A 21,353-nucleotide genomic window follows, 5' to 3' on the forward strand; every position below is an offset into this window, starting at 1 on the left:
TTAGATGCTGATCTGGCCCTTTTCCGCTGGCAACGCAATGTCCTTGCGGAAGAAGCTGCCCTCCAGCTTGATGCCGTCGAGCACCTCGTAGGCGGCGGCGCGGGCGTCGGCCAAGGTGGCACCGCGGCCGAGGACATTGAGAACACGACCACCGTTGGATACGTATCCGCCCTCCCCCGTGGTGGTGCCAGCGTGGAGGACGCGGGTGGGATCATCAAGATCCGGCGAGGTAATCGGATCACCCTTGCGCGGGGAAGCCGGGTAACCCTCGGCAGCCAGCACCACGGTAACGGCGTAGCCTTCCTCCCACTCCAGCGGCGCAAGTGATGCCAACCGCCCGGTCGCCGTGGCGTTCAGGACCTCTCCCAGCGGGGACTTCAGCAGAGCGAGCACCGCCTGCGTTTCCGGGTCACCGAAGCGGCAGTTGAATTCGACGACGGCCGGGCCTTCCTTGCCCCAGGCCAGTCCTGCATACAGCAGCCCGGTGTACGGCGTGCCGCGCTTGACCATTTCCTTGGCCACGGGGACGCAGACTTCGTCGACGATGCGCTGGGTACCGTCGGCAGGCAGCCACGGCAGCGGCGTATAAGCGCCCATGCCGCCGGTGTTGGGGCCTTCATCGTTGTCATAGGCGCGCTTGTGGTCCTGCGCCGGCAACAGCGGCACGACGGTCTCACCATCCACGAGGCAGAACAGGGAAACCTCGGGGCCGTCGAGGAAGGACTCGAGCAGCACCGGGTTGCCGGCTGCATGGACGGCGTCTACGTGCGCGCGGGCCGCGTCGCGGGATTCGGTCACCACCACGCCCTTGCCGCCGGCTAGGCCATCGTCCTTGACCACGAAGTGCGGGCCGAAGCGGTCGAGCGCGGCCTCGATGTCCGCATCGTTGGTACCGGGGGCGAGCTGCTCCGCGCGGGCGGTGCGCACGCCGGCGGCCGCCATGACGTCCTTGGCAAAGGCCTTGGAACCCTCGATTTGCGCCGCGCTTGCCGACGGCCCGAAGACCGCAATGCCGCGCTCACGCAGGGCATCCGCCACGCCTTTCACCAGCGGCACCTCCGGCCCGATGACGACGAGGTCAGCGGCGATGTCCACGGCTAGTTCGACCATGCGCGCAGGATCATCCACCTGGGAATACTCCGGGTGGACGGTGGCCTGCTTCGCATGGGCCGGGGAGCCCGGTGCGATGTGCAGATCGGTAACAGTGGGGTCAGCTTTCAGGCCAGTGAGCAGGGCGTGTTCGCGGCCGCCCGAACCGATAACGAGAATGCGCATGCCGTCTATCTTAACTGGCGGTAGCCTAGGGGCCATGTCTTCAGTATTTACAAAGATCATCGAGGGCGAGCTGCCTGCTCGCTTTGTCTACCGCGACGAGAAATGCGTGGCATTTTTGTCCATCGAGCCGCTGCGCTACGGTCACACCTTGGTGGTGCCGGTCGAGGAAGTAGATAAGTGGACTGACCTCGATCCTGAAACCTGGGCTCACCTCAATGCCATCGCTCTGGAAATCGGTGGCGCCATTAAGACGGCCTTTGATACCCCACGTACCGGCTACATCATTGCTGGCTTCGACGTGCCACATACCCACATCCACCTCTTCCCCACCGAGAAGATGGAAGACTACGACTTTGCCAAGGCCTTCGCTGCCGATGCCACCGACCCCGCCGCCATGGACGAGGCCGCCGCGCGCATCCGCCAGCACCTCGGCACGGATGAGGACGGCCGCCGCGACAGCTAAGAGCTGACTGCTACCTTTGGCAGCTAGGCACTAGCTGCCGCCTTGGGGAGGCGGACGGTAAAGACCGATCCGCTGCCCAGCTCGGAGTCCACGGAGATCGACCCACCGTGCTGCTCGACGAGTGATTTCACGATGGCCAAGCCCAAGCCCGAGCCACCCGTATCGCGGGTTCGTGAAGTATCCGCACGGTAGAAGCGCTCAAAGATATGGGCCGCATCTTCGGGGGAGATGCCCTTGCCGTCATCGGCGACGTCGATAAGCACGTGCTCCTCATCATCCCGCAGGGTCAGCGTCACCGATGCCTCCTCACCACCGTGGCGGATACCGTTGGACACCAAGTTAAGTAGCACCTGGTGCAGGCGGTCCGCGTCACCGTTGACCATCGGAATCCCGGAGGCCTCATTGTTGACGTTGATCGTGCGGCCAGCAAAGGCCGCGCGTGCCGAGGAACCCACGGAAAGCACGAGCTCCAACATGTCTACCTCGCGCATATCCAAGCGCGATCCCTCCGCACGTGTCAGGGCGAGCAAGTCCTCCACCATCAACGACATACGCTGCGATTCGGCGTCAATCTTGCTGAAGACAAATTCCGGATCCTTAGTCGCCCCCGAACGGTATAGCTCCGTGTAGCCGCGCAGACTGGTCAGCGGGGTGCGCAATTCATGGGAAGCATCGCCGACAAAGCGGCGCATCTGCTGTTCCTTTTCCTGCGCGTGGACGACGGAGTTCTGCAACCGCCCCAGCATGACGTTGAGCGCCGCGGCGAGCTGGCCTACCTCGGTATGTGGCGGCCACTCCGGCACGCGCTTGTCCAGGTTGCCGGCCGCGATTTGGGAAGCCGTTTTCTCCACCACGCGCAGCGGACGCAGCGCCCGGTGAATAAGCCACATGCCTACTAGCGCAATGATGAGCATGACCAGCGCCGCGATAATGACCTGGACCATCGCTAGGCCTTTGAGGATGGAGTTTTCCGTCGTCATGTCCTTAGCGACGACCACCACGGAGCCATCCGTTTTGAGCTTCGCCACGGCACGCCATTCGGTTTCGCCCTGAATTGAGCGAACGGTGCTGGGCTCTCCACCAACGACCACCGAACGCGCATCCGGCAACGCCGCCGTCGGCCGCGTGGTCACCACGGAGCCATCGGGATAATACGCCAGTGCTACATAGTCCGTCGGGGGTCGGCGGCTTCCGTCCTGCGGTGTGTAGAAAGCCGCGTCGAGGTTGCTGGCCCAAGAACTCAGAGCATCATTCAGCTCGGTGTCCACGCGGGTGTAGAGCACGTTGCGCATGATCGACGAGACCGCCAGGGAGGACATAGCCAGGCCCAAGCCCGAAACCAGCACCATCAGCACGAGCAGCCACGTGCGCAGGGGCAGCGCCTTAGGGCGCTGCATGCGCCGGCGCAGGGCGCTATTCCGCACCGGCGCGGATCCGGACTCCAGATCCTGGGTATTCGCGGTGGATTCGCTCATAGTGAATGAGCCTACGAGCGCGGTGTGCGCAGCACATAACCGACACCGCGGACGGTGTGGATGAGCGGTGTATCGCCGGTATCAATCTTGCGGCGTAGGTAGGAAATGTAGGACTCGACCACGTTGCCATCGCCGCCAAAGTCGTAGTGCCACACGTTATCCAGGATCTTGGACTTGGACAGCACCACCTCGCGGTTCTGCATGAGGTAGCGAAGCAGGTTGAACTCGGTGGGCGAAAGCTCCACGATCTCCCCCGCCTTGGTGACCTCGTGGGTGTCATCGTTGAGGGTGAGGTCGGCATAGGTCATGGTGGCGCTGCCGTCTTGGTCATCCACCGCATTGCCGCGGCGCAAGATCACGCGCAAGCGGGTAATGACTTCTTCCAGGCTGAAAGGCTTCGTCACGTAATCATCCGCGCCGATGGTCAGGCCATGGATGCGCTGGTCCACGCTGTCCTTGGCAGTGAGGTAGAGGACGGGGCCGTCGAGGCCCTCCGCGCGCAGCTTGCCCAGCAGCTCAAAACCGTCCATGCCCGGCATCATGACGTCCATGATGTAGGCATCGGGATTGATCTCACGCGCGATGCGCAGGGCCTCGTTGCCAGAGTTTGCGCTGTACACGTCGAAACCTTGAAACTTCAGGGAGACGGTGAGCAACTCAACAATATTGGGCTCGTCATCGACGACAAGTACCTTGACGTCCTTTGAATCATCCATGGTCCCGCTTTGGTCCTTTCTCCGCTTCTCTTAACGCCAGGTGGCGCCAGGGATATCTCATTCAGACTGAGAAGTATTGCACTACGCCTTCCCAGCGTACTGAGCGGAGTCTGTACGTGCGCTGTGAACCGATTAGTCCCAGACGAGGTTCCCCAAATCCAGACCTTCCGCCTGCGCTTGCGCCTCAATCAGCTGACGCAAATAGTGGGCATTGCCGCGGTAGGTCTCATCGAAGCGCGGATCCTCACAGTACATGCGCGCCAGGATCACCTGCTTGGACCTCGACACCGGGTACCACTGGGCAATGAGGGCGCGGTGCTTGTCGACGATCTCCTTCGCCTCCTCGCTGCCCGCCTCAACTCCCGCATTCGCGGCTTCTGCTAGCTCTGCGGCGAAATTTTCATGGTCCACGGAGAATTCCTCCCAGCCCTTCTTCCCCATCGATTCCGCAGCGGCCGCACTGGCCGCCCATTCTTTGCTGTTTCCCCACTTCTCGTGTGCTTCTTCCTGCAATTGGGGCCATGCGTCACCCAGGTTGCGCATTTTTTGGCTGGGGCTTAGGTTCTTATCCATTTCAGTCTCCTCAATTAGTCTTTCCACTGCGTACAACATGGCATCGACATCGGCCCGCCGCTTCTGCAAGGCCTCGTGTTGGGTGCGGAGGCGGGCCAGGGTGGCGGAGGAAGGGGCATCGAGAAGCACTGCGATGTCCCTCAGCTCAATCCCGACGCTGCGATAAATCAGAATGTCCATCCCGCGTTGCACGTCATCTTCGGTGTACAAGCGGTGGTCACCCCCAGTGCGCCACTCGGGGCTGAGCAGCCCAATGTCGTCCCAGTACCGCAGGGTGCGGGTGGTGACTTTCAAAATGCCGGCCACATCGCCGATGCTGTAGTCGTTACGCATGCCGTTGAGCCTAAAAGTTGACGTCGCGTTAAGTGCAACTCGTGGCACTCATGCTCGTGTTTTTGCCTACGATAATGAAGCATGACGCAAGCCTCGAAGCGTACTGACCGCCTCACCGTGGCTGCTTGGGCCCTGTGGGATTGGGGTTCGGCAGCCTTCAATGCGGTGCTCGTGACGTTTATTTTCTCGGTCTATCTCACCGACTCGGTGGGCCAACAGATTGACTCGCAGTTCACCCCGGCGTAATGGTTGTCGTGGTCCATGACGGTGGCGGGCTTGGTGATCTTTGCGGTAACGCCCGTGATGGGCCAGCGCTCCGACCGGTTGGGCACGCGGCGGCGCGCGCTGGGTTTCTGGTCTCTGCTGACATTCTTGGTCATGGCCAGCTTGTTCTTCATCCGCAATGATGCACCGGTGTATTTCTGGCTCGGGCTTATCGGCCTGGCGGTAGGTTCGGTGACCATCCAATTCGCGGAGGTCAATTACTTTGCCCAGCTCAATCAAGTGGCCACCGAAGACAAGGTTGGGCGAGTATCTGGCTTGGGGTGGTCGGCAGGCTATTTCGGTGGAATTGTGCTGCTGTTGGTGTGTTATTTCGGATTCGTCTCCGGCGAGGGCGGCGGACTGGGGCTGAACACGGAGGGCGGCTGGAATATCCGGCTCGTGGCGTTGCTTTCAGCGGCGTGGTTTGGGCTGTCTGCTATCCCGGTGTTGCTGCGCGTGCCGGAGATTGCGCCGTCGGGTGAAAGAACGGGCGGCGTTGCGGCCTCTTACCGCGAGCTGTGGCGCACGGTGCACACGCTATGGCGGGAGGATCGCAACGCTTTTGCTTTCCTCTTCGCTTCGGCCATTTTCCGCGACGGGCTCTCGGCCGTGTTCAGCTTCGGTGCGGTGCTGGGCGTGTCCGTCTATGGCCTTTCACCTGGCGACGTCCTCATCTTCGGTGTTGCCGCCAACGTTGCCGCCGCGCTGGGCGCGGTGGCGGGCGGGCTGATCGACGACCACGTGGGCCCCAAAGCTATCATCCTCACCTGCCTGTCGATTCTGACGTTGATGGCGGTAATCATGTTCTTCGCGCAAGGCCCGACGGCCTTCTGGATCTGCGGGCTCATCCTGTGCCTGTGCGTGGGACCAGCCCAGGCTTCCGCCCGCGGTTTCTTGGCGCGCGTTGCCCCGCCGGGACGCGAGGGCGAGATGTTTGGCCTCTACGCCACAACCGGCCGCGCCGTAGCGTGGCTAACGCCTTTCCTGTTCGGCGTCTTCGTCTCCCTGATCGGCCAAGGAGACCGGGGAGGCGTGCTCGCCATCGGGCTAGTCCTCCTCGTCGGAGCGCTCGTGCTCATCCCGGTCAAAGACCCCGCGAACGTGTGAGCTCCTTCTAGCGTGTGAGCTCCTTGTGGTGCGTAGCCTCTTTTTAATGTGCGGCGCTTAACGCCGACACATTAAAAGTCCTGCGGGCGCGGAATGTTGCGTAGGTTGGACTTCGCCATGGAGAGCATCTGGCCCACGCCACCACCGAAGACGGTGCGGGTTGCTGCCTTGGAGAAGCCGAGCAGCTGCTCGAAGGTCAGCGTCGGCGGCAGGGAGAGGGCGTTGGGGTCCGTGACGACGTCGATAAGCGCAGGCCCGTCGTAGGCCAAGGCCTCCTTGATCAGGCGCGGTGCGTCCTTCGGATCCTCGATGCGGAAGTGCTTGATGCCTGCGCCCTCCGCGATCTTGGCGTAGTTCACGTGCTCGTGGTCGGTCTCATGCTCCGGCAGGCCCTGGACCAGCATCTCCAGCTTGACCATGCCGAGGGAAGAGTTGTTGAACACGAACATCTTCACCGGAAGGTTGTGCAGCTTCACCGTAAGCAGCTCGCCCATGAGCATGGACAACCCGCCGTCGCCGGAGAAGGTAATGACCTGGCGGCCCGGGTGCGCTGCCTGTGCGCCGATGGCCATCGGCAAAGCATTGGCCATCGTGCCGTGGCGGAAGGAACCGATCTGCTCGCGCTTGCCGTTGGCGGTGATGTAGCGAGCACCCCAGACATTGCACATGCCGGTATCGACGGTAAAGATAGCGTCCTCATCGGCCTGCTGGTCAATGAGATCCGCAATGTACTCCGGGTGGATCGGGGTGTGCTTCTCGACGCCGGAGGTGTAGGCCTCAACGACGTGATGCAGCTTGTCGTAGTGCTTCTTGAGCATCTTATCGAGGAAGGAGCGGTCCTTCTTCTCATCGACGTGCGGCAGGATGTTCTCGATGGTGGCGGCGACATCACCCGTCACCGGGTACTTAATGCGGGTGCGGCGACCGATGTGGGAGCCATCGATATCAACCTGGGCCACGTTGGCATCCGGCAGGAAGTCGTTATAGGGGAAGTCCGTGCCCAGCAGGATGAGCAGGTCCGCCTCGTGGGTGGCCTCGTGGGCTGCGCCGTAGCCGAGCAGACCGGACATGCCGACGTCGAAGGGGTTGTCGTACTGGATGTACATCTTGCCGCCCAGGGCGTGGCCGATGGGAGCCTTGATTTTCTCGGCCAGCGCAAGGACCTGCTCACGGGCATTCTTAACACCAGCACCGACGAAGAGGGCGACGGTCTTGGCCTCATTAATGGCCTGGGTCAGCGCGGCGGCCTCGGCCGGGTCCGGGTAGACAACCGGACGGCCGGAGGAAATAACGGAGGAGGTGAAGGTGTCCTCTTCTGCCTCTTGAGTGGAGACATCGCCCGGGATGACGAGGACGGACACGCCCTTGCCGGCCATGGTGCTCTGGATGGCATGGTGCAGGACCACGCCTCCCTGCTCAGCAGAGTTGACCATCTCGCAGTAGCCGGAGCATTCCTGGAAGATGGCCTCCGGGTGGGTTTCCTGGAAGAACTTCGAGCCGATCTGGCGGGAAGGAATGTGGCTGGCCAGGGCGAGGACCTTGGCGCCGTTGCGGTGGGCGTCGTAAAGCCCCTGAATAAGGTGCGTATTTCCCGGACCGCAGGAGGCGGCGCACACGGCGAGGTTACCGGTGGTGAGGGAATCGGCCTCAGCGGCGAATGCCGCGGCTTCCTCGTTACGTACGTGAACCCATTCGATGGAGGACTGCCGCACCGCGTCCACGATGGGGTTGAGGGAATCACCAACGAGGCCATAGATGCGCTTGACCCCCTGGGCTTCCAAGGTTTCTACGAGTTGCGTGGCGTAATTGCGTGCCATGTTTTACCTCTCTAACTTTTATCGCTAACGGCCCCCAGTGTTCTCCTACCCGGTGGTATTTCGCCACCATAAAGCTGCTTCCTCACGTCACGCGGACTTTGTGACTTTAACAACAAGCCAACATTCTAGGCTTTGAAACTGTAACGACCGTTCGCTATAGTTTCACAGCGTGACAGACGTTCACACGAAAGCCTCCGCAGAGGCCTTAAGCACCTCAGCAGCCCGCCGGTGGACCTTCTTTGGCGTAGTCTCCTTAGGCCTGCTCATGATCGGCCTGGACAACTCAATCCTCTACACCGCACTGCCGGAGCTCTCCGAGCAACTCCATGCGAGCTCTCTGCAGCAGCTGTGGATCATCAATGCTTATGCGCTCATGCTCGCCGGACTCCTGCTGGGCACCGGCACGTTAGGTGACAAGATCGGCCATCGCCGCATGTTCGTCATCGGTCTGTGGGTCTTCGGCATCGCCTCACTCGCCGCGGCACTTGCGCCCGGCGCGTGGGAGCTTGTCGCCGCCCGCGCCTTTTTGGGTCTCGGTGCCTCCATCATGATGCCCGCTACCCTGGCGCTGATTCGCCTGACCTTTGAGGATGAGATTGAGCGCAACACCGCCATCGGCATTTGGGGCTCCATCGCCGTCGTCGGCGCGGCCGCGGGCCCGACGGTGGGCGGCTTCTTGCTCGAGCACTTCTGGTGGGGATCGGTCTTTTTGGTCAACGTTCCCATCGTCATCATCGCGCTCATCCTCACCGCTTTCCTCGCCCCACCGAACGTGGCGAACCCGGCGAAGCACTGGGATTTCCTTTCTTCCCTCTACGCGCTCATCACGCTGGCGTCGCTGGTGCTCGTCATCAAATCAGTCGCCAGCTCCCACCTCAACGCCATGCTTATTGGCGGCGCGTTGGCCGCCTGCCTCATTGGTGCTGTCCTCTTCACTCGCCGCCAGCACAAACTGGAAGAGCCGCTTCTCACCTTCGATATCTTCCGCTCCCCCATCTTCAGTGGTGGCGTGTTGGCCGCAGCCGGCGCCATGTTTGGCATGGCCGGGCTGGAAATGACCACCACGCAGAAGCTGCAGTTGGTAGACCTCTACTCTCCGCTGCACGCTGGGCTCATCATTTCCCTCATCGCGATTGCAGCGCTGCCCATGTCTGCGCTGGGTGGGGCTAACCTGCACCGCTGGGGTTTCTTGCCCATCATTGCCGGCGGCTTCCTCGCCATGGCAGCAGGCATTGGCTGCGTGGTGTGGGGCGGCACGCACGAGGTCTTCCCCGCATACCTGGCTGGTCTGTTCATCACCGGTCTCGGCGCGGGTTTCGTGATGTCGGTGTCCTCCACCGCCATCATCGGCGCCGCGCCTGCCTCACGTTCCGGTATGGCCGCGGGTGTGGAGGAAGTTTCCTATGAATTCGGCACGCTGCTGTCCATTGCGGTCACCGGTTCGGTGCTGCCCATGCTCTATAAGGCCGGGCTGCCCGAGGACATCCGGGACTTAGGCATGGATGCACTCCACGACCCCGCGCTCGCGGAGGCTGCCGGCCCCGCGTACGCCGACGCATACCTAGCCACCGCCGCTGGACTCGGCGTCGTCATGCTTATTTTTGCCGCGGTCACCGGCTGGTGCTTCCGCAGCAACCCAACTTCAGGAGGTGCCGATGCCACGCATTAGTAAGAAGGTTGAGGCGCTCGAAAAGGCGCTCGCCATCATCGAGAAGGATGGCGTTCACGCACGGGCCTGACCCCCGGAAGGTAGACACGTCGGGGGTTAGCTATGCTGCTTGGGTCAGTGTAGCTGATGTGAGTTCTTCGAAGTCATCGGGGGCTAGAAGGTTGCACCAGGAGTGTCGTCTGCGCGTGTTGTAGCGCATGCACCATCGGAAGACTTCTTGGCGGCAGATGATGGGATTGTCAAAGACTTTCCGATCACGCAGAACTTCACGCTTTAGGGTGGCGTTAAATGATTCTGCCAGGGCATTATCGGCACTCGTTCCCACTGCTCCCATGGATTGGCGAACACCAAGTACAGCGCAGTGCTCTCTAAATGCCTGTGAGGTGTACACACTGCCGTGATCGGAATGGAAAATTGCCCCTTTAAGGCTTCCGCGGACTTTTCTGGCATGAGATAAAGCTTCGATAACCAGCGATACCCGCATGTGGTCAGCGAGTGCATGGCCGACGAGCTTGCGTGAGTAAACGTCAATGACCGTGGCTAGGTACATGTTCTTGCCGCCCTTACACGGCAGGTAGGTGATATCGCCTACGTAGACGTGGTTTGGCCTGTCAGCTGTGAATTTGCGGCCTATTAAATCTGGCATGACTCGACGGCCAGGCTTGCGCCTGGTGGTGATGCATCGACGCCGTTTAGTAAAGCCTTTCAGCCCCATGGATTTCATGATGCGTGCGACCTTCTTGTGATTGATCGGAGGAAAGCCCGTATCGTCGTTGAGGCTTGCAGCAATGCGTTTAGCACCATAAAGCCCGTGCTCATCATCGAAGATGGTCTTGATTCTCGCACCAATAAGGGCATCGGAACACGTCTTTAACCTGCGTTCTTGGCGGGTGTTGACCCATTTGTAGAACGAGGAGCGATTGAGCTTTAACACGTGGCACATCCGCTTGACCGAGTATTCGGTTCGGTGGTCATCGACAAACTGGAAGCGGATTACCAGCGTGTCTCTTCGGCAAAATATTTCGCGGCCTTGCGCAGGATGTCGCGTTCTTCGCGCAGCTTTGCGTTTTCTTTTTCTAGCTGGCGGATCCGCTCAGAATCGGTTGTCGCCTGAGTCTTGTCACGCATGGTCTTCGTGCGGGCACGCTTTCCGGTGCCGTACTGCTTAAGCCAGGAATAAAGTGAGGAACGATTGACTCCAAGCTCTGCTGCAGCCGTGTGAAGTGAGAGGTCCTCATTGTTTTCGTAGAGGGCCACAGCATCACGTTTGAACTGTTCGGAGTACCTAGGCATGGTGGTAGATTACCTTTCTTCCCAACCCAACCGGGCTGGATATCAGGTGTCTACCAAACAGGGGTCAGGTCCCACTAACCTACGATTCCCTGGCCACCGCCACAGGCATGAGTAAATCGGGACTCATCTACCACTTCCCCACCCGCCACGAGCTGCTCATTGACTGCCACAAGCTCTGCGCGGAGCGCTGGGAGGAAGAGCTCATCGGGCTCTCCGGTGGCAAGACGGCGGAGCAGTTGAGTCCTCGCCAGCGCTACCGCGCCACATTGGAGTCGATGGGCAAGAATGACCCTCTCATTGAATTGCTCATGTCCATCCACTCACAGTCCCATCCGGACTTCCAGGAGGTGTGGAAGGACGTCGATAGGCGCTGGATCCCCGACCCTGCTGGCGAGGATGCATCCGTGGTGCTCGCGATGGTGATTGCGAACGGCCTGTGGGTCCACGATCATCTCACCGGCCGTCCCCTGCCGCCGCAGAGGCGCCGCGCGCTTATCGACGTTGCCTTAGGCCACCTCGCCGAGTAAACCCCGAATATGAAAAAAGGGGCCTTAAAAAGGCCCCTTTTGAGCTGGAGACGAGACTTGAACTCGCAACCTACGCATTACAAGTGCGTTGCGCTACCAATTGCGCCACTCCAGCACCGCGGCTCATCCGCTATGGGAATCGTACCTGAGCCCACCCCCTAGAATGAAAGCCAGGGTGCGTGCGCTGCGAAAAAGTGGGTGTGAATGCCGCAAAAAGCACTGGCAGGTGCATAAATCGGCGGCAGTTACTAAAGTGCTGATTTACCGAACCCAGAAGTGTTGTTGAGGTCTATCTTTTCCGTGTCTGTTCTTTCTTCCTTGCGCCAGCGTCTGCTGTACCGGTCGGCCCCCGTCGCCACCATCGACGCCGCAAAGGCCGCACCACCGCCCTCCCCTCTCGCCCCTGTCGATCTCACCGATCCGGCCCAGGTCACCGGCGTCATGGAGATCGCCGCGCGTGTTGGTGAAATCCTCATTGCGGCGGGCTCAGCCAATACCGACGTGCAGGCGCAGATTCACCTCGTCGCATCCTCCTACGGCCTGCACTACTGCCACGTGTCGATTCTGATGAACACCATCACTATCCACACCTCCATCGGCACCGGGCCGGATAGGCACAACCTCCACGTCTTCCGCGTGGCGCCGAGCATCGCCGTGGACTTCACCAAGCTCTCCGCCGTCGACCGGCTGATCCGCTCCATCCACTCCGGTGCCACCCCGCCGGCGATGGCGGAGAAAATCCTGGATGACATCGATGCCATGAAGAATCCCTATTCCAAGACCACCATCGTCAGCGCATGGGGTGCCATGGGTGGATTCATCGCCGTGATGCTGGGCGGCGACCTTCTCGTCGGTGTTGTCACCTTCCTCATTTCGGCACTCATTATGGGCACGAACATGTTCCTGGCGGACTATCGCTTGCCGCCCTTTTATCAGAACCTCGTCGGCGGCCTACTCGCCGTTGTCCCCGCGGCCATCCTCTACAACATCTTCGCGGGATTTGGCATCCAGATTCTGCCTTCCCAAATCATCGGTTCCGACATCATCGTGCTGGTGGCGGGCCTGACCTTGGTGCAGTGTTTGGTGGACGGCATCACCCGCGCGCCCGTGACCTCATCCGCCAAGTTCTTTGAGGCTTTGATGTCCACCGGCGCTATCATCGCCGGCGTGGGCCTGGGTATCCAGGTGGCGTCGTGGTTGGGTTTCAGCCTGCCACCGCTGGCGACACTCGCCCCGCCCGTCTATCACCAGATCCCGCTTCTGGTGCTGTGCGGTGGAATCGGTTCGGCTGCCTTCGCACTAGCACTGGGAGCCTCGTGGTCCGAGGTCACCATCTCCGGGCTCACCGCAGCCGCCGGTATGGTTTTCTACTATTTCCTCGTCGCCTTATTGGGCGTCGGAGCTGTCGTCGCCTCCGGCATTTCGGCCGTGGCGGTCGGCCTCGCCGGTGGTCTCCTCTCCCGCCGCTACATGATGCCGCCGCTCATCACCATGATCGTGGGCTATACCCCCATGCTGCCGGGTCTGACTTTGTACCGCGGCATGTACGCCATGCTCAACGAACAGCTCATTACCGGCCTGACCAACCTGGCCAGCGCCCTCGCCATTGCCGGTGCACTAGCCGCTGGCGTGGTCTTCGGCGAGCGAGTGGCCCGCCGCCTGCGCCGCCCACAGTACTTCCGGCCTTATAACTCGATCAAGCGCCTGGGCACGTTCTCCTTCTCGCGCGCTACCCGCTTGGCCCAGCGCGCCCTCATTCCGCGCGTCCCCCTATCGCCCTTCGCTCCGCGTCACAACCTGCCGGCCCCACCGCCGCAGTATGGCCCCAAACCGCCGACGCCTGCGCAGCAGGCGCGCTTCCAGCAGGGCGATGCCGTTACGGACATGTGGCCCGTCACCACGCAATTTCCAGCGCAGCGCCCCACCTACACGGTGCCCGGCAAAGATGACCCGAGCGCCCCAACGAACTCGCAATAGCGTAGAATAGCCGGTCTGAAAGCTTTCACACTTCATCCCAGGAGGACTCCGTGCCACCAAAGGTCACAGATACTCAGCCCGCCGCTGATCAGACTCATGCAGTAGAGGAAGAGACCGCTCGCGCCGCGCGTCGCGTCGTCGCCACCTATGCGGAGGATTTCCTCGACGGCGTTACCCTCATGTCGATGCTGGGCGTCGAACCAGAAGGCTTGGTCCACCGCAAGGTTTTGGCTGAGCAAGCCGATGCCGCTTCGAAGAAGAGCAGCAAGAAGGCAACGAAGAAGGCCTCCAAGAAGTCCACCAAGAAGACGACGAAGAAGGCCACGAAGAAAGCCACCAAGAAGGCCACTAAGAAGTCGACCAAAAAGGCTACCAAGAAGGCAACTAAAAAGGCCGCGAAGAAGGCCTAGTTATGTCCGGGCGCAGCAATAGCTTCGTAGTCGTGGCCAACCGGCTGCCGGTGGACCTCGAAACCGCCGCCGACGGCACCCGTGAGTGGAAGGCCTCCCCCGGTGGCCTCGTCACCGCGCTCTCCCCTGTCCTAGAAGAACACCAGGGCTGTTGGGTGGGCTGGCCCGGCGTGGCCGACGAGGCTCCCGAGCCTTTCACCACCGACAACGGCGTCCTGCTTCACCCGGTACGCCTCACAAATGAGGATTTTGAGGCCTTTTACGAGGGTTTTTCCAATGCCACCCTGTGGCCGCTCTATCACGACCTCATCGTCACTCCCATCTATAACCGCGATTGGTGGGACACCTACCGCGAGGTCAACCTGCGTTTTGCCAACGAGGTAGCGGCCGTCGCTGCGGAGAATGCCACGGTGTGGGTGCAGGACTATCAGCTGCAGCTGGTGCCTGGCATCCTGCGCCAGCTGCGCCCCGATCTCACTATCGGTTTCTTCCTCCACATCCCCTTCCCTTCCCCGGATCTCTTCCGCCAGTTGCCGTGGCGTGAGGAGCTGGTGCGGGGGCTTCTCGACGCCAATCTGATCGGCTTCCACCTCGAATCCAACGCCCGCAATTTCTTGGAGCTGGCCCGCACCCAGGGCCTCACAGTAGAAGGCGAGGTCAGCACCCGCGAGGTCACCGCGCACATCGTGACGAATAGCGGTCATTCCGTCGGGGTCGGCGCCTTTCCCATCTCCATTGCAGCGAGTGAGTTCGCTGAGGGTGGCGATACGGGGGACGTTGCCCAGCTCCGCGCTGAGTTGGGCAACCCCGCACACGTCATTTTAGGTGTGGACCGCTTGGATTACACGAAGGGCATCCTGCAGCGCCTCACCGCCTTCGAGGAACTCCTCGAGACCGGGGCGCTGAACCCGGAGAAGGTGACCTTCGTCCAACTGGCTACTCCCTCGCGCGAGCGCATCGATCACTACCGTGCCACGCGCTCGAAGGTGGAGGAAGCTGTGGGCCGCATCAATGGACGCTTCGGGCGCCTCGGTGCGCCGGTGGTGCATTACCAGCACAGCTCCGTCCCGAAAGACGTACTGCGGCGCTACTACCGGCTCGCGGACATCATGCTGGTCACGCCGTTCAAGGACGGCATGAATCTGGTGGCCAAGGAATACGTGGCTTCCCACAGCGATGGCTCCGGCGCGCTCGTGCTCTCCGAATTCGCGGGCGCTGCAGCAGAGCTCACCCAAGCCAACCTGTGCAATCCCTTCGACATCGAGTCCATCAAGCGCGCGCTACTCTCCGCGGTCAAGGCACTGGAGGAATCCCCCGAGACCATGCGCGAGCGCATGACAGCCATGAACCAGCAGGTGCGTCAGCACGATATCGCGCTGTGGTCGCAGTCCTTCCTCGGCGCGTTGGACCAGGAGCAAGCATGACGCGGCGCCGAACAACTGCAGCGCTCACCTCTGTGCTCAGCACTGCGCTGCTCGCGCTTGGGGTGGCCGGGTGCGCTTCCACGGAGGAGGAACCTACCCCACGCGGCGACGATCGCATTGTGGGCAAGGATTGGCAGGTCATCAACCTCTATACATCTCCGGATGCTCCTTCCTCCCTGCCCGCCGATACCGCGCAGGTGCCGCACATGAGCTTCGGTGAACACACCGCCGTGGGCTCAACTGGCTGTGTCTCCTTCACTGCTGAGGTTTCCTTCCACAAGGATGACAAGGCCTCCACGATCTGGGAGGGCGACGTAATGCGAGTGGAGAAAGCCACCTACGAGAGCCCGCCGCGCAGTGCTGATTGCGAGGGCTCGGTGCAGTGGGCCGATTCGCTCATGCGCAACCTCATCGCCGAAGGCCATGAATTTGACTTTGCCCTTAACCCCAACAATCAACTGGTCTTGACGCTGCGCACCGACAAGGTGGATTCCCCCATCATCCGCATGGCCTCACTGTAGCCCTGAAGATTTCAGCGCTAGGGTGGGGACCATGATTGATGCCCTTGCCTCCGCTGAACACCTCGCGGTCGTTTCCGACTTTGATGGCACCTTGGCAGGCTTTGCCCGTAACGCATATGAAGTAAGCCCAGAGCAGCGCTCGCTCGATGCCCTGGCCGCCCTAGCTCAACTCCCGAACACTACCGCCGCGGTGCTCTCTGGCCGGCACCTAGAGGGCCTAAAACAGGTGTGCCCGCTGCGCGAACCGGTGCTTTTTGGCGGCTCACACGGAGCCGAGTCCTCGTGGGAGGATTCCGTCCTCACCCCAGAAATGGAAGCGCACCTGGCTAAGAAGGAAGCAGAGCTCAAGGAGATCATCGCCCGCCACCCCGGCGCGGAATTGGAAATCAAGCCCTTCCAGCGCGTGCTGCACCTGCGCGCATTGGAATTACAGGACCCGGACGCCGCGGCCGCAGCCTATGCGGAAGGCGCGGCGTTGAGCGCCGATGGCTTCCCCAAAACAGAAGGCAAATGCGTCGTCGAGTTCTCCGCAACGCAAGCCACGAAAGGCACGTGGATTGAGGCCCTCCGCCAGCGCGTCGGCGCCACGGCGGTGGTCTTCTTAGGGGATGACACCACCGATGAAGACGGCTTCGCCGTGCTCAACCAGCCGCCAGACCTCGGCGTCAAGGTCGGCGAGGGAGATACGCAAGCCGCTTTGCGTGTGCCCGATATCTGGGCCGTATCCGATTTTCTGGAAGAACTCGCCGCCGCACGCGCGCAGCACAGCGCTTAAGCTCCGGCCGGGGCCACTGTGCGCCCAGGGTGGAAGGTGGTCTCCAACAACACGCGCGGCACCTCGCCGCGCCCCTCGATGAGTCCCGCCAGCATGCGCCCGGCTGCTGCCCCTTTCTCCTTATTCGGTTGCACGACGGTGCTTAGCCCCAGCGCCAGGGCGGGCGCGATCCCGTCGAATCCGGTGACGGACAGCTGCTCGGGAACAGCGATTCCGTGGTCGCGCGCATAAGCCATCACGCCGAGCGCCATCGAATCCGTCGTGCACAACACCGCGGTGAGATCCGGGTACTTAGTCAGCAGCTCCTCCGCGGCCGCATAGGCCGTACGCGGATCATTGATGTGGCGCGTCACCACGGGGATACGCGCGGGATCGAGGCCGGCTTGTGCGAAGACGTCGAGCGCACCCAACACGCGGGAGCGCTGCACGTGCATATCCGCCGCGGCGAGCTGCGCGGCCGTCACTTCGCCGTCGAGACGCTCACGGTGCAGGCGGATGGTGAGGATTCCGATGCGGGTATGGGAGGCGTCGACAAGCGCCTGCGCCGCCGGGGCAATCGCGGCGCGGTCATCGATGCCCACGAAGGGCAAGCCCGAATCCGTGGGCTGGTCGCACACCACCACCGGCAGGCCACGGCGCCGCACGGCATCAAGGTAAGCATCACCCGCCGCCACGGAATAGACCACAAAACCGTCGACCGCCGCCGACCCTACGAGCTGCGCTGCATGGGCGTCATTGGGAGCACCAACGGTATCTGGGCCGGCGGGGATGAGAGTAAGCGTCGTGCTCGCCCCTGCCGAGGCCTCCGCCATGCCGGCGAGGAAATCCACCGAGGCCATGTCCTCGAAGGCATAGGACAGGTGCTCAGTAAGCAGGACGCCCAGCGAACCCTGGCGGCGCGTGCGCAAGCTGCGCGCGGTGGGATCCGGGCCTGTGTAGCCGTGCTCCGCCGCGGCGGCGAGGATGCGCTCCCGGGTGGCAGGCGCCAGCTGGTCCGGCCGGTTGTACGCGTTGGACACCGTGGTGGGCGAAACCCCGAGTTCGGCGGCCAGGGAGGCCAGCGTCGTGCTGCGTTTGGACATGACGGTAAGGTTACCCGTTTTCAACTCATTATCATTTGACAACAATTTTCACTAAAGCGTAGAAATAGGGACATGACCACTTCCCTCTCACGCCGTGCTTTCCGACGTCCCACCGCCCTCCTCTTCGCTGCCACCCTGGGCGCCGCCACGCTGAGCGCCTGCTCCTCCAGCGGCGATAACGCCGACGGCGGTTCGGATGCCGGTTCCGATAAGGAGACAATCCAGGTCGTCGCCTCGACCTCCATCTGGGCTGATGTGGCCCAGGCGGTCGTCAACACCGCGCAGACCGACGTCAACATCGACGTCCACGCCATCGTGAGCGGTAACAGCGTGGACCCACACCATTTCGAGCCCACCGCCGCGGATATCGCCCGCGCCAACGAGGCCGACGTCATCATCGCCGGTGGCGGCGGCTACGACGCATGGCTTTACCAAGCGGTCAAGAACCAAGACCAGATCATTCACGCCCTGCCGCTCACCGCGCATGACCATGGCGATCATGATCATGGAGAACATGAGCATGGCGAGGAACACGACCATGCGCATGACCATGATGAACATGCGCATGACCATGACCACGCTCATGAAGGCGAGACCGTGACCATGGACGAGGCCAAGAAGATCGCCGCCGAGCACCCCGAGCAAATCACCAACATCGATGGCAACGAGCACGTGTGGTACGACGCCGCAGCCATCGAGAAGGTGGCGACCGAAGTGGCCGAGCTCGTTAACGAAACCAACCCAGAAGCCAAGGCCACCGCTGATCCGCTAGTCGAGCGCGTGGAGGGCCTGAAGGCACGCATCGAGAAGCTCCCGCAGCGCAATTACGCGCAGACCGAGCCCATCGCGGACTACATCTTCAAGTACACCGATGCCACTCCGGAGGGTTACCGCAAGGCCACCGTCGCCGAGAGCGAACCCACCGCCGCGGATTTGGCCCGCTTCCTTGAGGACATCAAGCAGGACAAGATCGACCTGCTCATCTTTAACCCGCAGACCGAAACCGACATGACCAAGCGCATCCGCGCCGCCGCCGAGGACAAGAACATCCCGGTGGTAGAGATTGGGGAAACCCCACCGGAGGAGACCAACTTCCTCGACTACTACGAAGAAGTCGTCAACGCACTCGAGGCTGTGTAAGTGCTCATCTCTTTTAAGAATGCCGCAGTAGAACCACTGTGGTCGGACATGAACCTCGCCGTAGACCGCGGCGAGTTCATCGCCGTTTTAGGCCCCAACGGCGTGGGCAAGTCCACGCTGCTGGGAACTATCTTGGGCACCCGCCAGCTGACCGCGGGCAGTGTGGGTGTCACGTGCCGCGTGGGCTTTATCCCGCAGCAAAGAATGTTCCCCCAAGACCTGCCCCTGCGCGCCCGGGATCTCGTGTCACTCTCCCTGGCGCATGGCACGCTGCGTAACCGACGGCCTGCTCGGGGCCGCGTCGATGAGGTCCTCGCCGAAGTTGGCGCCACCGGCATCGCTGACCGCCGCGTGGGCCAGCTCTCCGGCGGGCAGCAACAGCTCATCCGCCAAGCCCAGGCCCTAGCCAACGACCCAGAGCTCATCCTCGCGGACGAACCGCTATTGTCCTTGGACCCGGCGCGACAGCAGGCGACCGTCGCCAAGCTCGACGCCTGGCGGCACGAGCGCGGCACCTCCGTGCTCTTCGTTACCCACGGCATCAACCCGGTACTAGGCGTGGTGGATAAGGTGCTCTACCTCGCGCCCAATGGCCACACCTTCGGCACGGTCGATGAGGTCATGCGTTCTGAGGTGCTCTCGGAACTCTATGGCTCCTCCGTGACCGTCCTCAACGTCGATGGGAGGCTCATCGTTGTCTAAGTTCATCGAGGATACCCACTACCTGCTGGGTGTTGATTTCGTGCAATCCTCACTCATCGCCTGCGCGCTGCTCGGAATCCTCTCCGGAGTGATGACCTCACTTATCGTCCTGCGCCAGATGTCCTTCTCCGTACACGCCACCTCAGAGCTCGCGCTCATGGGCGCGGCCGCGGCTTTGCTGTTCGGCCTCAACATCGGCTTTGGCGCGATTGCTGGCGCCATCGTCGCGGCCATCATCCTGGCGGTGCTGGGGCTCAAGGGCCAGCAAGACAGCGCCATCGGCGTGGTCATGAGCTTTGGCCTGGGCCTCTCAGTGCTGTTCCTGCACCTCTACCCCGGCAACGCCAAGACCGCGATGACGCTCCTGACGGGACAGATCGTCGGCGTTTCTTCCGCGTCGGTGTGGCTGCTCGCCGCCACGACCGCCATCATCGTTGCCGTGGTGGCGTTGTTCTGGCGCCCGCTGCTCTTCGCTTCTGCGGATCCCGTCATGGCCCAAGCCGCCGGCGTGCCGGTGAAGTCCTTGGCGGTCTGCTTCGCCATCCTCGTGGGCCTGACGGCCGCGCAGTCGGTGCAGATCGTCGGTTCCCTTCTCGTCATGGCGCTGCTCATTACCCCGGGCGCAGCGGCGGTACAGATTACATCCTCCCCGCTGCGCGCGGTGGTGTGGTCCACCATCTTCGCGGAGGTCTCCGCCGTGGGCGGCCTGGTCCTCTCCCTGGCGCCGGGCCTGCCCGTCTCGGTCTTCGTCACGAGCATCTCTTTTGTTATTTACCTGGTCTGCCGCGGCATCGGCTGGGCTCGCAGCCGCAAGGCCGTCCGCGACGACGTCGCCGCCCGCCGCGCCTCCCAGGAACACTTCCGCGCCGCCACCGATCGCGCCGACGCCGAGACACACCACACCTCGACGCACGATGAGCACTGCGCGCATCAGGATTAGGCTAGATGCGTGACTTTGGAACGCCGTAGCCTCGAATTACAAGACCGCACCCGCACGTACCTCGTGTACCGCCCGAATGATGACGTCGAGCGCCAGAGAGACCTCCTCCTGTTCTTCCACGGCTCCCTGCAATCCGCGAACGTCATCCGCCGCTTCACTAACGGCACGTTCGATGACCTCGCCACCCGCCACGGCATGCTTGCGGTCTACCCCACCGGCGTGGAACAGCACTTTAACGATGCCCGCGCCACCCTGCCCGTCGCCGCGCGCGAGCTGGGCATCGATGACGTCGCCTTCACGCGCGCCATCCTCGACGAGCTGCGCGCGGAGCAGGAGGTTGGCCGCGTGTTCCTCTGCGGCTTCTCCAACGGCGGGCAGATGGTTATCCGCTTGCTCTTCGACGCCCCCGGGCTTGCCGATGCCGCCTGCGTCTTCGCCTCCACTCTCGGCGCCGGCGCCAACCATGCGCCCACCAATCCGGACTCGGCGTACCAACCCACCCCGGTCATGTTCGTCCACGGCACGGGCGACCGGCTCGCGCCCTATACGGGCGGAACGGCGGGCATTGACCCGAAGCGCACCCGCGGTGCCGTCACCGGCGCGCAGGAGAACGCCGCACGCTTCGCGGAGCTCAACCATGCCGCCGGCCCAGAGCGCACCCACCTTTTCCCCGACACCGTTGTCGACCGCTGGGAGCCGGCAGACGCCACCGGCGCGCCGGTCGAGCTCGTGAGCGTCGAGGGCATGGGCCACGTCATCCCGTCGGGCAACGAGCTGGACCCACGCCTGGGTAAAAACACGGATTCCTTCATCGCTGCCGAGCTCGTGGAGGAATTCTTCGGGCTCTAGACTGCACGTGCGCCCCATCGT

19 protein-coding genes, 1 tRNA gene and 1 pseudogene are annotated in these 21,353 nt (G+C 62.2%); 13 read left to right on the forward strand and 8 right to left on the reverse strand.

What is annotated here, in order from left to right; all coding sequences use genetic code 11:
* Positions 1 to 1,275 carry a phosphoribosylamine--glycine ligase gene (gene purD / locus CAURI_RS11485; protein WP_010188928.1) on the reverse strand — a complete coding sequence of 425 codons (1,275 nt, stop codon included), beginning with the start codon at positions 1,273 to 1,275 and terminating at the stop codon, positions 1 to 3.
* A gap of 34 nt (positions 1,276 to 1,309) precedes the next feature.
* Here purD and CAURI_RS11490 point away from each other — a divergent pair, with 34 nt between their 5' ends.
* The gene (locus CAURI_RS11490) at positions 1,310 to 1,738 is read left to right on the forward strand and encodes an HIT family protein (RefSeq protein WP_010188927.1); all 429 of its coding nucleotides are present in this window, start codon (positions 1,310 to 1,312) and stop codon (positions 1,736 to 1,738) included.
* A 23-nt stretch (positions 1,739 to 1,761) separates the two neighbouring features.
* On the opposite strand, the gene CAURI_RS11495 is transcribed toward CAURI_RS11490, so the two are convergent.
* The 3 genes from CAURI_RS11495 to CAURI_RS11505 form a co-directional block, all read right to left on the reverse strand.
* Positions 1,762 to 3,213, reverse strand: coding sequence for a sensor histidine kinase (locus CAURI_RS11495; RefSeq protein ID WP_010188926.1), 1,452 nt, complete (start codon positions 3,211 to 3,213; stop codon positions 1,762 to 1,764).
* A gap of 11 nt (positions 3,214 to 3,224) precedes the next feature.
* On the reverse strand, positions 3,225 to 3,929 hold the full coding sequence (locus CAURI_RS11500) for a response regulator transcription factor (RefSeq protein WP_010188924.1): 705 nt from the start codon (positions 3,927 to 3,929) through the stop codon (positions 3,225 to 3,227).
* A gap of 132 nt (positions 3,930 to 4,061) precedes the next feature.
* On the reverse strand, positions 4,062 to 4,835 hold the full coding sequence (locus CAURI_RS11505; protein ID WP_010188922.1) for a MerR family transcriptional regulator: 774 nt from the start codon (positions 4,833 to 4,835) through the stop codon (positions 4,062 to 4,064).
* A gap of 81 nt (positions 4,836 to 4,916) precedes the next feature.
* Here CAURI_RS11505 and CAURI_RS11510 point away from each other — a divergent pair.
* Positions 4,917 to 6,206, forward strand: a pseudogene (locus CAURI_RS11510) (MFS transporter).
* Between the two features lie 71 nt (positions 6,207 to 6,277).
* Here CAURI_RS11510 and CAURI_RS11515 read toward each other — a convergent pair.
* Positions 6,278 to 8,023: a pyruvate dehydrogenase gene (locus CAURI_RS11515; protein ID WP_010188918.1), complete on the reverse strand. Its 1,746-nt coding sequence runs from the start codon at positions 8,021 to 8,023 to the stop codon at positions 6,278 to 6,280.
* Positions 8,024 to 8,192: 169 nt separating this feature from the next.
* Here CAURI_RS11515 and CAURI_RS11520 point away from each other — a divergent pair, with 169 nt between their 5' ends.
* Positions 8,193 to 9,692: an MFS transporter gene (locus CAURI_RS11520; RefSeq protein WP_010188916.1), complete on the forward strand. Its 1,500-nt coding sequence runs from the start codon at positions 8,193 to 8,195 to the stop codon at positions 9,690 to 9,692.
* Between the two features lie 100 nt (positions 9,693 to 9,792).
* Here the strand turns inward: CAURI_RS11520 and CAURI_RS11525 are convergent.
* A protein-coding gene (locus tag CAURI_RS11525) for an IS3 family transposase (RefSeq protein ID WP_420805221.1) occupies positions 9,793 to 10,985 on the reverse strand; the annotation gives its coding sequence in 2 pieces (ribosomal slippage) (positions 9,793 to 10,703 and positions 10,703 to 10,985; 1,194 coding nt in all).
* 107 nt (positions 10,986 to 11,092) lie between these two features.
* Here CAURI_RS11525 and CAURI_RS11535 point away from each other — a divergent pair.
* The gene (locus CAURI_RS11535) at positions 11,093 to 11,512 is read left to right on the forward strand and encodes a TetR/AcrR family transcriptional regulator (protein ID WP_012715306.1); all 420 of its coding nucleotides are present in this window, start codon (positions 11,093 to 11,095) and stop codon (positions 11,510 to 11,512) included.
* Positions 11,513 to 11,554: 42 nt separating this feature from the next.
* Here CAURI_RS11535 and CAURI_RS11540 read toward each other — a convergent pair.
* Positions 11,555 to 11,627 (reverse strand) — tRNA-Thr (locus CAURI_RS11540).
* A 185-nt stretch (positions 11,628 to 11,812) separates the two neighbouring features.
* On the opposite strand from CAURI_RS11540, the gene thrE reads away from it, so the two are divergent.
* Genes thrE through otsB form a run of 5 tightly spaced genes read left to right on the forward strand, consistent with a single transcriptional unit; the run spans position 11,813 to position 16,619 of the window.
* A complete protein-coding gene (thrE, locus tag CAURI_RS11545) occupies positions 11,813 to 13,489 on the forward strand; it encodes a threonine/serine exporter ThrE (RefSeq protein ID WP_010188904.1) in 1,677 nt (558 codons plus the stop codon).
* A 50-nt stretch (positions 13,490 to 13,539) separates the two neighbouring features.
* On the forward strand, positions 13,540 to 13,899 hold the full coding sequence (locus CAURI_RS11550; RefSeq protein WP_010188902.1) for a hypothetical protein: 360 nt from the start codon (positions 13,540 to 13,542) through the stop codon (positions 13,897 to 13,899).
* Between the two features lie 2 nt (positions 13,900 to 13,901).
* On the forward strand, positions 13,902 to 15,323 hold the full coding sequence (locus CAURI_RS11555; RefSeq protein WP_010188900.1) for an alpha,alpha-trehalose-phosphate synthase (UDP-forming): 1,422 nt from the start codon (positions 13,902 to 13,904) through the stop codon (positions 15,321 to 15,323).
* Entirely contained in the window at positions 15,320 to 15,844 is a 525-nt protein-coding gene (locus tag CAURI_RS11560; protein WP_010188898.1) for a hypothetical protein, read from the forward strand. Before CAURI_RS11555 ends, CAURI_RS11560 begins: the two co-directional genes overlap by 4 nt.
* A 31-nt stretch (positions 15,845 to 15,875) precedes the next feature.
* Positions 15,876 to 16,619 (forward strand): trehalose-phosphatase, encoded by a 744-nt coding sequence (otsB, locus tag CAURI_RS11565; protein ID WP_010188896.1) that lies wholly within the window; start codon positions 15,876 to 15,878, stop codon positions 16,617 to 16,619.
* Here otsB and CAURI_RS11570 read toward each other — a convergent pair.
* Positions 16,616 to 17,701 carry a LacI family DNA-binding transcriptional regulator gene (locus tag CAURI_RS11570; RefSeq protein WP_012715307.1) on the reverse strand — a complete coding sequence of 362 codons (1,086 nt, stop codon included), beginning with the start codon at positions 17,699 to 17,701 and terminating at the stop codon, positions 16,616 to 16,618. The genes otsB and CAURI_RS11570 overlap by 4 nt on opposite strands.
* A gap of 72 nt (positions 17,702 to 17,773) precedes the next feature.
* Here CAURI_RS11570 and CAURI_RS11575 point away from each other — a divergent pair, with 72 nt between their 5' ends.
* Genes CAURI_RS11575 through CAURI_RS11590 form a run of 4 tightly spaced genes read left to right on the forward strand, consistent with a single transcriptional unit; the run spans position 17,774 to position 21,332 of the window.
* Entirely contained in the window at positions 17,774 to 18,841 is a 1,068-nt protein-coding gene (locus CAURI_RS11575; protein ID WP_010188894.1) for a metal ABC transporter solute-binding protein, Zn/Mn family, read from the forward strand.
* Complete coding sequence (locus CAURI_RS11580; protein ID WP_010188893.1) at positions 18,842 to 19,543, forward strand: metal ABC transporter ATP-binding protein; 702 nt, start codon at positions 18,842 to 18,844, stop codon at positions 19,541 to 19,543. It abuts the gene before it with no gap.
* The gene (locus CAURI_RS11585) at positions 19,521 to 20,483 is read left to right on the forward strand and encodes a metal ABC transporter permease (RefSeq protein ID WP_012715308.1); all 963 of its coding nucleotides are present in this window, start codon (positions 19,521 to 19,523) and stop codon (positions 20,481 to 20,483) included. The genes CAURI_RS11580 and CAURI_RS11585 overlap by 23 nt, the downstream gene beginning before the upstream one ends.
* 9 nt (positions 20,484 to 20,492) lie before the next feature.
* On the forward strand, positions 20,493 to 21,332 hold the full coding sequence (locus tag CAURI_RS11590; protein WP_010188888.1) for a CE1 family esterase: 840 nt from the start codon (positions 20,493 to 20,495) through the stop codon (positions 21,330 to 21,332).
* Positions 21,333 to 21,353: the final 21 nt, after the last annotated feature.

This window comes from Corynebacterium aurimucosum ATCC 700975, assembly GCF_000022905.1.
GTDB classification, from domain to species: Bacteria; Actinomycetota; Actinomycetes; order Mycobacteriales; family Mycobacteriaceae; genus Corynebacterium; species Corynebacterium aurimucosum_F.

Bases quoted from the DNA above. Each gene is read 5' to 3' on its own strand.
- CAURI_RS11515 (WP_010188918.1), bottom strand. From the start codon at position 8,023: ATGGCACGCAATTACGCCACGCAACTCGTAGAAACCTTGGAAGCCCAG.
- otsB (WP_010188896.1), top strand. From the start codon at position 15,876: ATGATTGATGCCCTTGCCTCCGCTGAACACCTCGCGGTCGTTTCCGAC.
- CAURI_RS11555 (WP_010188900.1), top strand. From the start codon at position 13,902: ATGTCCGGGCGCAGCAATAGCTTCGTAGTCGTGGCCAACCGGCTGCCG.
- CAURI_RS11560 (WP_010188898.1), top strand. From the start codon at position 15,320: ATGACGCGGCGCCGAACAACTGCAGCGCTCACCTCTGTGCTCAGCACT.
- CAURI_RS11500 (WP_010188924.1), bottom strand. From the start codon at position 3,929: ATGGATGATTCAAAGGACGTCAAGGTACTTGTCGTCGATGACGAGCCC.
- CAURI_RS11505 (WP_010188922.1), bottom strand. From the start codon at position 4,835: ATGCGTAACGACTACAGCATCGGCGATGTGGCCGGCATTTTGAAAGTC.
- CAURI_RS11585 (WP_012715308.1), top strand. From the start codon at position 19,521: ATGGGAGGCTCATCGTTGTCTAAGTTCATCGAGGATACCCACTACCTG.
- CAURI_RS11490 (WP_010188927.1), top strand. From the start codon at position 1,310: ATGTCTTCAGTATTTACAAAGATCATCGAGGGCGAGCTGCCTGCTCGC.
- purD (WP_010188928.1), bottom strand. From the start codon at position 1,275: ATGCGCATTCTCGTTATCGGTTCGGGCGGCCGCGAACACGCCCTGCTC.
- CAURI_RS11575 (WP_010188894.1), top strand. From the start codon at position 17,774: ATGACCACTTCCCTCTCACGCCGTGCTTTCCGACGTCCCACCGCCCTC.
- CAURI_RS11570 (WP_012715307.1), bottom strand. From the start codon at position 17,701: ATGTCCAAACGCAGCACGACGCTGGCCTCCCTGGCCGCCGAACTCGGG.
- CAURI_RS11535 (WP_012715306.1), top strand. From the start codon at position 11,093: ATGAGTAAATCGGGACTCATCTACCACTTCCCCACCCGCCACGAGCTG.
- CAURI_RS11495 (WP_010188926.1), bottom strand. From the start codon at position 3,213: ATGAGCGAATCCACCGCGAATACCCAGGATCTGGAGTCCGGATCCGCG.